The organism is Amycolatopsis ruanii (assembly GCF_003385175.1).
Classification (GTDB): Bacteria; Actinomycetota; Actinomycetes; order Mycobacteriales; family Pseudonocardiaceae; genus Amycolatopsis_E; species Amycolatopsis_E thermalba.
Window position 1 is genome coordinate 1 of the sequence record NZ_PQHY01000125.1, and the last position, 12,102, is coordinate 12,102.

Sequence of the window (12,102 nt, forward strand, 5' to 3'; positions counted from 1 at the left end):
GGTGGGTGGTTTGTGTTGCCGGGTGGCGGGTTCGCTGTGGTGCTGGGAGGGAACCCCGGTGCACCGGGGAGGGCGGAAAGAAAACTAGTGCGCCGGGGTTCCCTCTGGACCAGCCGCGGCCGGGGGTGTCAATGGCTGTGGCACTACAGCTGGCTGCCGCCCCGGTGAGGAAACGACCGTGCGGCGGGAGCAATCCTCGCTGGCGGGCAGAGGTCCGGCAATGCCCCGAACGGGGCAAATTCAGCTTCTACGTTTTACTAGGTGAAACACCGCGAAGTGTGGTCAATTAACCGGCTACCACCAGTAGTTGTTCGCGGCTGAGTAACGAGCGGCCGCGGTGATCCGTCCGGGATCGTCCCCTGCGGCAAATTCCTTGGAGTGGCTTGTAACACCACTCTGAACGGTACCGACTCCAGGTCAGACGCCGCCCCAGGAGGGTGTGGCAGAACACAGAGCACGGTTACTTCGGGTAATCGTCGGCGTGATCGGGGCGCGCCGGTAACCAGCCGGACGTCGCGGGAGGTCGGATGGAAGAGCCGGTGCGGAAGCCCATGTCGCTGGGGGACGCGGTCCTGGGTTCCGAGACGCGAGGCCACGCCCGGCTGCACGCCGTCGGCCCGGGCGAGGAAACCACGCCCCGCGCGGCCGCCCAGCCCTGGGAGAACCGGTACCGCGCCTCCGTGATCGCCGCGGACGTGATCGCCACCCTGCTGGTCATCGTCACCGGCGCGGTGCTCGTCCTGAACATCACCGGCCGGCCCTACTTCCTGCACGCCTCCGGCACCGCGTTCGCGATCCTGTGCTCGCTGCCGGTCAACCGCGCCTGGAGCCAGCACGTGCTCGGCGAGGGCACCGAGGAGTTCCGCCGCCTGGGCCGCAGCCTGGTGATCGCCGCCGTGGTCGTGGCGCTCGCGGGACTGCTGTTCGGCGCGCTCGACGTGCAGCCGTGGGTGTTCTACGCGGTCCCGGCGGTCGGGGTGATCGCGTTCCCGGCGCGGTACGGGCTGCGGCAGGTGCTGCACCGCAAGCGCCGCGCCGGTGAGTGCATGCACGCGGTCATCGCGGCCGGGTCGCCGGACACGCTGCGGGACCTGATCGAGCGCACCCGCACCGAATCGCACGTCGGGTGGCAGGTGTCGGCCGTGTGCACCGCGACCGGTCAGGGCGAGCGCGCCACCGGCGAGATCGGCGGCATCGCGGTCGCCGGGCGCCTCGACGTCCTCGCCGACCAGGTCCGCCGCGGCGGCTACCGGGTCGTGGCCGTCACCTCCGATCCCTATTGGACACCGCAGCGCCTGCAACGCCTGGCGTGGGACCTGGAGGGCACGGGGGCGGAACTGGTCGTGGCCCCGGTGCTGATGGAGGTCGCCGGGCCGCGGCTCAACGTGTCCGGGGTGCTGGGCATGCCGCTGCTGCGCGTTTCGGCGCCCACGTTCACCGGCGGGCGGCGGATCGTGAAGGACGTGGTGGACCGCCTGGGCGCCGCGGCGCTGCTCACGCTCGCCGCGCCCGTGCTGCTGGGCATCGCGGTGCTGATCAAGCTCAACGACGGCGGCCCGGTGTTCTACCGCCAGCTTCGGGTGGGCCGCGACGGCCGCACCTTCACCATGATCAAGTTCCGCACCATGGTCATCGGCGCCGACCGGGTGCTGCACGGCCTGCTCGGCGACAACGAGGGCGCCGGCCCGCTGTTCAAGCTCCGCCGCGACCCGCGCATCACCCGCGTCGGCGCGGTGCTGCGCCGCTACTCCCTCGACGAGCTGCCGCAGCTGTTCAACGTCCTGGGCGGCACCATGTCGCTCGTCGGCCCGCGCCCGCCGCTGCCCGCCGAGACCGAGAACTACGAGCGCGCCGCCCGCCGCAAGCTGCTCGTCAAACCGGGCATGACCGGGTTGTGGCAGGTCAGCGGCCGCAGCGACCTGTCCTGGGAGGAAAGCGTCCGGCTCGACCTGCGCTACGTGGAGGACTGGTCCCTGGCCCTGGACATGGCGATCCTGTGGAAGACCTTCCGCGCCGTCACCGGAGGCCGGGGCGCGTACTGACGCCGCCTCTGGCACCCTGGCCCGACGTGCAGGCCCTCACCTTCCCCGACCTCCGCTCGGTCGCGCTGCTCGGCGCCCACTGCGACGACCTCGCCATCGGCGCCGGCGGCGCGCTGCTCACGCTGTGCGCGGACCGCCCGGACCTCGCGGTGCACGCCCTCGTCCTCTCCGGCGGGCGCACCGCACGCGCCGCCGAGGAACAGGCCGCGCTGACCGAGTTCTGCGCCCCGGCGCACGTCGAGCTCACCGTGCTGGACCTGCCCGACGGGCGGATGCCGGCGCACTGGGACGCGGTCAAGGAAGCCGTCACCGCACTGCGCGGCCGCGTCACGCCGGACCTGGTGTTCGCGCCGCAGCCCGGCGACCGCCACCAGGACCACCGGCTGCTCGCCGAAATCGCGCCCACCGTGTTCCGCGACCAGCTCGTGCTCGGCTACGAGATCCTCAAGTGGGACGGCGACCTCGGCCAGCCCACGGTCTACCAGCCGCTGACCGACGAGATCGCCGAGACCAAGGCCGACCTGCTGGCCAAGCACTACCCGTCGCAGCACGGCCGGGACTGGTACACCCGCGACGCGTTCCTCGGCCTGGCGCGGCTGCGCGGGGTGCAGCAGCACACCCGCTACGCCGAAGCCTTCTACGTGGACAAGCTCGCGCTGACGCTGGGCAAGGGGACACGATGATCAGCTGCCGGGCGTGCGGCGCCACCGACGGACAGGTCGTGCTCGACCTGGGCGAGCAGCCGCCGTGCGACCTGTTCCCGCCCGCGGCCGATCCCGGCCCGGACCCGGTGTGGCCGCTGCGGATGTGGATGTGCGCGCGGTGCGCGCTGGCCCAGCTGGCCGAGGACCCGGGCACCGCCGAGGAACCCGCCGGGGTGGAGCCGAAGGCGCTGACCGACCAGGCCGCCGACGCGGTCGCCCGGCTCACCCGCGCCGGGCTGGTGCGCCCGGGCGCGACGGTCGCCGAATTCGGCAGCCCGCACGGTGGGTCCTGGCTGCCGCTGCTGCGCGCCGCGGGCATGCGGGAAGCCGCCGAGGACGAGCCGGCGGACGTCGTCGTCGACTGCTTCGGGCTGATGCACGAACCGGACCAGCGCGCGGCCATGGCCCGGCGCGCGGTGCGGCTCGCGCCCGGCGGCGCGCTGCTGATGCAGTTCCACTCGCTGGCCTCGATCGTCCGGCAGGGGCAGTGGAACGCCCTGCGGCACGGGCACTTCGCCTACTACTCGGCCCCGGCGGCGATCACCCTGGCCGCCTCGGCCGGGCTGCGTCCCGGGCGCAGCTGGACCTTCGACCTCTACGGCGGAACCGTGCTGCTGGAACTCGGCCGCGACCGCACCCCGGCCGCGGAGACCACCCGCCTGGTGGCCGCGGAACGTGCCGCGGGGGCCACGGAGATCCCCGTCGTCGCCGGGCTCGGCCGGGCCGTCGAAGCGGGCTGCGCGCGCATCCGGGAGCGGCTGCGGGAGCACGCGGGGGAGCGCGTCGTCGGCTACGGCGCCGCGTCGCGCGCGGTGGCACTCCTGCGGCGCGCCGGAATCGATATCGATCTGTTGCCGGCGATCGCCGACATCTCCCCGGCCAAGCACGGTCGGCGCATGCCCGGTACCCGGATTCCGGTGGTATCAACGGCGGCCCTCACCCACCCGATCCCACACGCTGTCCTGCTGTTCGTCCCCGATCTCGAGCCCGAGGTGCGCGCGGCTTTCCCGCAGCTCGACGGGGCCCACTGCGAGTGGATCGTGGCGTGAACCGGTGCCGGGCAAACCGGTCGAAACGCGAAAATGATCTCTTCCTGGTGACTTCTCGTCAATCTGCCTACTACAGCGAGTGGTAGCGATCACCCGATCGGGGCCAATTGATCAGCCAGTTGCTCGTAACGCCAGCCACCGCGATCCCTATAGTCACGTTGACATAGGGCCCGCTACGGGGCGGGGTGGTCCGATCACAGGGGAGGACGCGCGCGCCATGCCAGCCGAGACGCTGTCCTGCCGCCTGTGCGGCTCGCCGGGTCTGCGCAGCGTGGTGGACCTCGGCGCGAGCCCGCCGTGCGAGTCGTTCCTCGCCGCCGAGGACCTGGACGCCCCCGAGCCGGCCTACCCGCTGCACCTGCGGATCTGCCCGGAGTGCCTGCTGGCCCAGCTGCCGCCCCTGATCGATCCGGTGGAGACCTTCACCGAATACGCTTACTTCTCGTCGTTTTCCCACTCCTGGCTGGCGCACGCCAAGGAGTTCGTCGACTCCGCCGCCGGCCGCCTCGGCCTCGGCCCGGACTCCTTCGTCGTCGAGGTCGCCAGCAACGACGGCTACCTGCTGCGCAACGTCGTCGCGCGCGGCCTGCGCTGCCTGGGCATCGAGCCGTCGGTCAACGTCGGCGCGGCCGCGCGGGAGGCCGGAGTGCCGACCCTGACCGCGTTCCTGACCCCGGAGACCGGCGCCGCGGTCCGCGCCGAGCACGGGCCGGCGGACCTGGTGGTGGCCAACAACGTCTACGCGCACATCCCCGACGTCCTCGGGTTCACCCGCGGCCTGCGCGCGCTGGTCGCCGACGACGGCTGGGTCTCGATCGAGGTGCAGCACCTGCTCAGCCTCGTCGAGCTGACCCAGTACGACACGATCTACCACGAGCACTTCCAGTACTACACGCTCGCCTCCGCGCGGCGGCAGCCGGCGACGGCGGGGCTGGCCGTGGCCGACGTCGAGCTGCTGGACACCCACGGCGGCTCGATCCGCGTGTGGGCGCGGCCGGCCGAAACCGCGGGCGAACCCTCCCCGCGCGTGGCGCAGGTGCTGGAGCGTGAGCGCGCCGCCGGGCTGCACGAGCTGTCCGGCTACGCCGGCTTCGCCCGCCGCGTCGAGGAGATCCGCCTGTCGCTGCTGGAGTTCCTGATCGGCGCCAAGCGGCGCGGCGAGCGGGTGGCCGGCTACGGCGCGCCGGGCAAGGGCAACACCCTGCTCAACCACTGCGGGATCCGGCCGGACCTGCTGGAGTACACAGTGGACCGCAACCCGTACAAGCACGGCCGGTTCACGCCCGGCACCCGCATCCCGATCTTCCCGCCGGAGCGGATCGCGGCCGACCGGCCCGACTACGTGCTCGTGCTGCCCTGGAACCTGCGCGCCGAGCTGACCGAGCAGCTGGCCTACGTCGCGGACTGGGGCGGCCGGCTGGTGTTCGCGATCCCCGAGCTGGAGATCGTCTCCCCGAAGAACCCCGTGCTGCAGGCTGTCGAGGTGAACTGAATGAAGGTGGTGCTCTTCTGCGGAGGCTACGGGATGCGCATGCGCAACGGCCCCGCGGACGACGTGCCCAAGCCGATGCAGATGGTCGGCCCGCGGCCGCTGCTGTGGCACGTGATGCGGTACTACGCGCACTTCGGGCACACCGAGTTCATCCTGTGCCTGGGCTACGGCGCCCGGCACATCACGGACTTCTTCCTGTCCTACACCGAGACCGCGTCCAACGACTTCGTGCTGCGCGGCGGTGAGGTCGAGCTGCTGTCCACCGACATCAGCGACTGGTCGATCACGTTCGTGCACACCGGCATCGAGTCGCCGATCGGGGAGCGGCTGCGCCGGGTCCGCAAGTACGTCGACGGCGAGGAGATGTTCCTCGCCAACTACGCCGACGTGCTCACCGACGCGCCGCTGGACGTCATGGTGGACAACCTCGCGGCCTCCGACGCCGGGGCGTCGATGATGGTGGTGCCGCCGCAGTCGTCGTTCCACTGCGTGGAGTTCCGCGAGAACTCCAACCGGGTCTCCGGCATCAGCTCGGCCAGCCGCCTGCCGCTGTGGGAGAACGCCGGCTACTTCGTGCTGCGGCAGGAGATCTTCGACCACCTCCCGGAGAACGGCGACCTGGTCGAGGACGGCTGCGCGGCACTGGCCGAAAAGGACCGGCTGATCGCCTACCCCTACCGCGGCTTCTGGCAGCCCGCGGACACGTTCAAGGAACGCGCCGCGCTCGACGCGGCCTACGAAAGCGGCGCGCGCCCGTGGATGCTGTGGGAGCGCCCGGCCTCGATCCCGGCGGGGGTGCGGTGATGCGGGTCCTGCTGACCGGGCACCAGGGCTACCTGGGATCGGTGATGGCGCCGGTGCTGGGCGCGGCCGGGCACGAGGTGCTCGGCCTGGACTCCGGCCTGTTCGCCGCGTGCGTGCTCGGGCCCGCGCCGGACGACCCGCCCGGTGATCCGGTGGACCTGCGGGACGTGACCGCGGACCGGCTGTCCGGTGTGGACGCGGTGATCCACCTGGCCGCGCTGTCCAACGACCCGCTGGGCGCGCTCGCGCCGGAGCTGACCTACGAGATCAACCACACCGCGTCGGTCCAGCTGGCCAAGCTCGCCAAGGACGCCGGGGTGCGCCGTTTCCTCTACGCCTCGACGTGCTCGGTCTACGGCGCGGCGGGGGAGGACCTGGTGACCGAGGACGCGCCGCTGCGGCCGGTCACCCCGTACGCGGAGTCGAAGGTGCGCGTCGAGGACGACCTGCACGACCTCGCCGACTCCGGGTTCAGCCCGGTGTACCTGCGCAACGCGACCGCCTTCGGGTTCTCGCCGCGGCTGCGCGCCGACATCGTGCTGAACAACCTGGTGGGCCACGCCGTGCTCACCGGGCAGGTGCGGGTGCTCTCCGACGGCACGCCGTGGCGGCCGCTGGTGCACGCGCACGACATCGCGACGGCGTTCGCGGCGGCGCTGACGGCGCCCGCCGAAGCCGTGCACGACCGGGCGTTCAACGTGGGCACCGAGGCCAACAACCTCACGGTGCGCCAGATCGCCGAGTCCGTGGTCACCGCCGTCCCCGGCTCGGAACTGCTGATCACCGGTGAGGCGGGCCCCGACCCCCGCTCCTACCGGGTGGACTTCTCCCGCATCCGGGAAGCGCTTCCCGGGTACGCGGCCACCTGGACGGTGGCGGCGGGCGCCCGGGAACTGGCCGCGCACTACACCCGCCACGGCCTGACCATGGACACCTTCAGCCGGCGCTTCACCCGCCTGGCCTGGCTGAAATCCGCGCAGGCGCGCGGCGACCTCGCGCCCGATCTGCGAAGACACCGAACCTGACCGCAGGGCCGCGCGTCATCCGTTCGAGCAAGCCCCGCCCTTCCCCGACCCGCACACCCTCGCGACCGGTGTGCCCGCCAGCAAGGACAGCACGGCGTTGACGATCATGGATTCCCCCAGTCCCGTCACCGACTACGAGAACCTGGGCGACGCGTTCGCCTTCGCCGCCGCGCACCCGCCCCGCCGCGGGCCCGATCCCCGCGTCACCGTCGTGGTGCCGGCGAAGAACGAGGCGGACAACCTGCGCGAGATCCTGCCCGAGCTGCCACCGGTGCACGAGGTGCTGGTGGTCGACGCCGACACCGGGGACGGCACCCCGCAGGTCGTCGCGCGGCCGCGGCCGGGCACGCGGGTCATCCGGCAGACCCGCCGCGGCAAGGGCAACGCGCTGGCCTGCGGGTTCCTCGCCGCCTCCGGCGACGTGATCGTGATGTTCGACGCCGACGGCTCGGCCGACCCGGCGGAGATCCCGCGGTTCGTGGCAGCGCTCACCGACGGAGCCGACTTCGCCAAGGGCACCCGGTTCGCCCCGGGTGGCGGCAGCCACGACATCACACACCTCCGCGCCGCGGGGAACTCCGGGCTCAACCGCCTGTCCAACACGCTGTTCAGCGCCGGGTTCACCGATCTCTGTTATGGCTACAACGCGTTCTGGCGCGATCTGGTTGCCTTGCTGAACCTGCCGCCGGTGTTCGCGCCCGCGGGCGAGGAGATGCTGTGGGGCGACGGCTTCGAGATCGAGACCGTCATCAACTGCCGGATGGCCGCGCTCGGCCTGTGGATCACCGAGGTGCCCAGCGTCGAGCGGGCCCGCCTGCACGGGGAGACGAACCTGCGCACCTTCTCCGACGGCGGCCGGGTGCTGCGCACGCTCGTGGCCGAGTGGCAGCGGGTCGGCCGTCAGCGCCGCAGCCGCCGGTTCGGCCTGTTCACCCCCGAGCCCGTCGCGGACGCCCCGGCGCCGCTCGTGCTGGACACCGGAGCGCCCGAAGCATGACCTCGTTCGACACCACCGTGGTGATCTGCGCCTACACGGCGGACCGCTGGGACGACCTGACCGCGGCGGTGGCGTCGGTGCGGGACCAGTCGGTGCCGCCGCGCGAGATCATCGTGGTGATCGACCACAACCCGGAGCTGGAGCGGCGGGCCGCCGCCGAGTTCGCCGGCGTGACGGTGGTGCCCAACGCCGGGCGGCGCGGGCTGTCCGGCGCCCGCAACACCGCGGTCGGGCTCGCCAAGGGCGACGTGATCGCGTTCCTGGACGACGACGCCGAGGCCGCGCCCGACTGGCTGGAGCAGCTGCTGGCCGGCTACCGCGACCGGGACGTGCTCGCCGTCGGCGGCTCGGCCCGCCCGCGCTGGCCCGGCGGGCGGCGGCCGGCCAAGCTGCCCGCCGGCCGCGGGTCGGCGCACGGCGAGCTGGACTGGGTGGTCGGCTGCACCTACACCGGGCAGCCCGCGGCGGAGGCGCCGGTGCGCAACCTGATGGGCTGCAACATGTCCTTCCGCCGGGAGGCGTTCACGCTCGCCGGGCCGTTCTCCGAGGATCTGGGCCGCATCGGGCGCACCCCGCTGGGCTGCGAGGAGACCGAGCTGTGCATCCGGCTGCGCCAGGCCTCGCCCGGTGCGCGGATCGTGTTCCGGCCGCAGGCGGTGGTGCGCCACCGCGTCACGCCGGAGCGGACCACCTGGGCCTACCTGCGCCGCCGCGGCTGGGGCGAGGGGCTGTCCAAGGCCTACGTGTCGCGCCTGGTCGGCAGCGAGGCCGCGCTGTCCACCGAGCGCGACTACCTCAGCCGCACCATCCCGGCCGCCGTGGCGCGCGAGTTCGGCCGGCTCGCGCTGGGCCGCACGGCCGGCGCCTCCGGCGTGCTCGGCCTGGTGACCGTGGTGTCCTCGACCGCGGCCGGGTACCTGCGCGGCAAGGCGCAGCTCCGCCCGCCGCGGCCGCGCCCGGCGTCGGCGCTGGTGCACGGCCCGATCCACATCGCCACCGTCGACGCCCGCACCGCGCCCGAGGAACTTGCCGTGCCGCACCGGCCGGTAGGCCACTACCGCGCGGCGCAGGTCCTCGTCCGCGACGGCGACCGCACCGTCGACGTGCTGCTGCTGCCGGCGGTGCGCGGCGTCGTGCGGCTGCCGAAATTCGCCACCGCGCCCGCCCCGCGCCGCCGCCCGGGGTTCGCCCGGCCGCCGGTCAGCGTCGTCATCCCGACCGCGCACCGCAAGCGGCAGGCCGTGGCCAGCGCCCGCGCCGCGCTCGAGGCCGGGTACCCGGACCTCGAGGTGATCGTCGTGGACAACCTGCCGCGGCTGCCCGAGGGCGACGCCTGGCTGCGTGGCGAGGTGGAGGCACTGGGCGCGCGCTACGTCGTCGAGCCGCGCAAGGGCGTCAGCATCGCGCGCAACACCGGCGCCCGCGTCGCCCGCCACGGCGTGATCGCGTTCGTCGACGAGAACATCACCGTGGAGCCCGGCTGGTTCCACGCCGTCACCGAGGAGTTCGCCGCCGATCCCGCGGTCGGCTGCGTGACCTCGCTGGTGCTGCCGGCCAGCCTGGAGACCGACGCCGAGGTCCTGTTCGAACGGCTCAAGGGCTACAGCAACTCCGTGCGGTGGCAGCGGATCGACCGGGACACCGCGCGCGAGGACCCGCTCTACCCGCTGTCCATGGCGCGCTACGGCCCGGGCAGCTGCGCCACCTGGCGCCGCGAGGTGTTCGAGGACCTGGGCGGTTTCGACCCGCTGCTCGGCGCGGGCACGCCGACGATGGCGGGGGAGGACCTGGACCTGTTCGTGCGGCTGGCCTACGCCGGCGGCGCGGTGGTCCACACCCCGCACGCGGTGGCCCGGCACATCCACCGCGCGGACTGGCTCGAACTGCGCGAGCGGATGCGCGGCTACGGCGTCGGCCTGGCGGCGATGCTGGCGCTGTCCGTGCGGCGGCGCCCGGTCACCGCGTTCTCGATCCTGCGGCGGGTGCCGCGCGGGGCCGCCCGTCTCGCCGCCCGCACCCCGGAGCTGCCGCTGTCCGACCGCGCCGCCCGCTCGCGGCTGCGCCAGCTGCGCCGCGACGAGCGCCTGGGCCTGCTCGGCGGCGCCGCGGCGCTGATGCGGGCCCGGGGTGAGGGCGGATCCGGCCGCCGGTGATGATGGAGGGCGACGGGCAGGAAGGGCACGTGTGGTCGAGCAGCAGCTGAGGATCCGGCGATACACCGCCTACGGGCTGCTCGCTGTCTGCCTGGTGACGATCGTGCTCGTCTGGTCCGGTGTGGACTTCGTGCTGCGGCCGCTGGCGGTCCTGGTGTTCGTGCTCACCGCGCCCGGCTGGGCCCTGATCTCCTACGTCAACGTGCGCCACCTGTCGGTGACCTGGGTCAGCGCGGTCGGCATCTCACTGGCGATCACCCTGATCGTGGCGCAGGTGCTGGTGCTGACCCGGTTCTGGCACCCGGAGGCGGCGGTCGTGGTGCTCGCGGCCGTCACCGCGCTCCCGCTGGCGCACCACGTGCTGCGCAGCCGTCCGGGTGAGGCCCGATGACGGTCGGCAAGGAGACCGCCCCGGGCAAGGGCATGGTGGCCGACGGCCTGGCGCTGTCGGCCTCGGCCGCGATCACCGCGCTGGCCGGGATGATCGGCTGGGTACTGGCCGCGCGGCTGCTGCCCGCCGCCGCGGTCGGGGACACCTCGGCGTTCGTGTCCGGTTTCCTGCTCGTCGCCGGCATCGCCGAACTCGGCCTGGGGCCGGCGGTCCTGCGCTGGCTGCCCCGCGCCGGCGCGCGGCGGCCGCGGCTGCTGCTGCGCACCTACCTGGCCGTCCTCGCCGGTGGGGTGATCGGCTCGGTCGTGTTCGTGCTCGTGCCCGCCGGTGCCGAGGTGGTGCACCGGGTGCCGGCCGGGGTCGCCTGGTTCCTCGTCGCCGGGATCGGCTGGACCCTGTTCCAGTTCCAGGACGAGGTGCTCACCGGGCTCGGCCTGGCCCGCTGGGTGCCGGTGGAGAACAGCGCGTTCTCCGTGGCGCGGCTGGGACTGCTGGCCGGGCTGGGGCCGCTCGCCGGCGCGCTCGGGCTGGTGCTGTCCTGGGCGGTGCCCACGCTGATCGGGGTCGCGGTCGTGACGTTCCTGATCTGGCGGTCGGTGCGGCGCACCTCGCCCGCCCTCGCGCCGGGGGAGCTGCCGGGCCGCCGGGAGATCGTGCGGCTGCTCGCGCCGTCCTACCCGGCCATGGTGTGCGTGGTCGTGCTGTACAACCTGGTGCCGCTGATCGTGCTGCACCGCTTCGGCGCCGAGGCCAACGCCGTCTTCTTCGTGGTCTGGACCGCGATCAACGCGCTGGACGTCGCCGCGACCGCGTTCGTGAACCCCCTCGTGGTGCGCCTGTCCGCCGAGCCCGGCCACGCCCGCTCGCTGGTCGCGGGCGCGGGCAAGCGGCTGGTGCTGGTGTTCGTGCCGCTGCTGGCCGTCGGCGCCGCGCTGGCCTGGGTGATGCTGGCGATCTTCGGCGCGGAGTACACGGCGGGCACCGACCTGCTGCGGGTCCTGCTCGCCGCGCAGGTGCCGCGGCTGGTCGTGGTGCTCGGGGTGGCCGTGCACCTGGCCGCGGGCCGCGGTGCCGGGGTCGCGGTGCTGCACGCCGTGACCGCCGTTTCCGCCGTCGTGCTCGCGCTGGTGGTGCCGACCGAGTTCGGGTTCGGGGTGGGCATGCTCGTCGCGCAGGCGGTGATCGCCGCCGCGGTGCTGGCCGACCTGAGGCGCCGGGTGTTCGGGGCGCGTCCGTGACCGAGCCGCCCACCCGGTTCCTGCGCCCGGTGCGCCCGAACCGGACCACCCGCCCCTCGCCCCGGCCGCGTGAGCCGATGCGGTTCCCGCAGCCGCCGCCCGGCCCGCCCACGCGCTACATCCCGGCGTCGGGCCGCCTGGCGCCGAAGCCCGCGCCGCCCGCGCGCGCGGTCGAGTCCCGGCCCCGGCTGGGCACCGGCGCCGGAC

The 12,102-nt window shown here is 73.5% G+C and carries 10 protein-coding genes and 1 pseudogene; all 11 read left to right on the plus strand.

What is annotated here, in order from left to right; genetic code table 11:
- Positions 1–527 precede the first annotated feature (527 nt).
- The gene (locus tag D0D28_RS34245; protein ID WP_116115327.1) at positions 528–2,042 is read left to right on the plus strand and encodes a sugar transferase; all 1,515 of its coding nucleotides are present in this window, start codon (positions 528–530) and stop codon (positions 2,040–2,042) included.
- Between the two features lie 26 nt (positions 2,043–2,068).
- The gene (locus tag D0D28_RS34250) at positions 2,069–2,725 is read left to right on the plus strand and encodes a PIG-L deacetylase family protein (RefSeq protein ID WP_162831273.1); all 657 of its coding nucleotides are present in this window, start codon (positions 2,069–2,071) and stop codon (positions 2,723–2,725) included.
- A complete protein-coding gene (locus tag D0D28_RS34255) occupies positions 2,722–3,795 on the plus strand; it encodes a class I SAM-dependent methyltransferase (RefSeq protein ID WP_094007108.1) in 1,074 nt (357 codons plus the stop codon). The genes D0D28_RS34250 and D0D28_RS34255 overlap by 4 nt, the downstream gene beginning before the upstream one ends.
- Positions 3,796–4,012: 217 nt before the next feature.
- On the plus strand, positions 4,013–5,287 hold the full coding sequence (locus D0D28_RS34260) for a class I SAM-dependent methyltransferase (protein ID WP_116115329.1): 1,275 nt from the start codon (positions 4,013–4,015) through the stop codon (positions 5,285–5,287).
- The gene (locus D0D28_RS34265; RefSeq protein ID WP_094007110.1) at positions 5,288–6,091 is read left to right on the plus strand and encodes a glucose-1-phosphate cytidylyltransferase; all 804 of its coding nucleotides are present in this window, start codon (positions 5,288–5,290) and stop codon (positions 6,089–6,091) included. It begins immediately after the preceding gene.
- A complete protein-coding gene (locus D0D28_RS34270) occupies positions 6,091–7,116 on the plus strand; it encodes an NAD-dependent epimerase/dehydratase family protein (protein WP_116115338.1) in 1,026 nt (341 codons plus the stop codon). Before D0D28_RS34265 ends, D0D28_RS34270 begins: the two co-directional genes overlap by 1 nt.
- A 70-nt stretch (positions 7,117–7,186) precedes the next feature.
- Complete coding sequence (locus D0D28_RS34275) at positions 7,187–8,113, plus strand: glycosyltransferase family 2 protein (protein ID WP_116115330.1); 927 nt, start codon at positions 7,187–7,189, stop codon at positions 8,111–8,113.
- Positions 8,110–10,266, plus strand: a complete 2,157-nt coding sequence (locus D0D28_RS34280; RefSeq protein WP_116115332.1) for a glycosyltransferase — start codon at positions 8,110–8,112, stop codon at positions 10,264–10,266. Before D0D28_RS34275 ends, D0D28_RS34280 begins: the two co-directional genes overlap by 4 nt.
- A 31-nt stretch (positions 10,267–10,297) precedes the next feature.
- Complete coding sequence (locus D0D28_RS34285) at positions 10,298–10,657, plus strand: hypothetical protein (RefSeq protein ID WP_094007114.1); 360 nt, start codon at positions 10,298–10,300, stop codon at positions 10,655–10,657.
- The gene (locus D0D28_RS34290) at positions 10,654–11,895 is read left to right on the plus strand and encodes a lipopolysaccharide biosynthesis protein (protein ID WP_116115334.1); all 1,242 of its coding nucleotides are present in this window, start codon (positions 10,654–10,656) and stop codon (positions 11,893–11,895) included. Before D0D28_RS34285 ends, D0D28_RS34290 begins: the two co-directional genes overlap by 4 nt.
- Positions 11,892–12,102: pseudogene (locus D0D28_RS34295) on the plus strand (hypothetical protein); the annotation flags it as partial. The gene D0D28_RS34290 and the pseudogene D0D28_RS34295, both read left to right, overlap by 4 nt.

Coding starts and splice junctions, on each gene's coding strand:
- D0D28_RS34245 (WP_116115327.1), top strand. CDS start 528: ATGGAAGAGCCGGTGCGGAAGCCCATGTCGCTGGGGGACGCGGTCCTG.
- D0D28_RS34280 (WP_116115332.1), top strand. CDS start 8,110: ATGACCTCGTTCGACACCACCGTGGTGATCTGCGCCTACACGGCGGAC.
- D0D28_RS34270 (WP_116115338.1), top strand. CDS start 6,091: ATGCGGGTCCTGCTGACCGGGCACCAGGGCTACCTGGGATCGGTGATG.
- D0D28_RS34255 (WP_094007108.1), top strand. CDS start 2,722: ATGATCAGCTGCCGGGCGTGCGGCGCCACCGACGGACAGGTCGTGCTC.
- D0D28_RS34290 (WP_116115334.1), top strand. CDS start 10,654: ATGACGGTCGGCAAGGAGACCGCCCCGGGCAAGGGCATGGTGGCCGAC.
- D0D28_RS34260 (WP_116115329.1), top strand. CDS start 4,013: ATGCCAGCCGAGACGCTGTCCTGCCGCCTGTGCGGCTCGCCGGGTCTG.
- D0D28_RS34265 (WP_094007110.1), top strand. CDS start 5,288: ATGAAGGTGGTGCTCTTCTGCGGAGGCTACGGGATGCGCATGCGCAAC.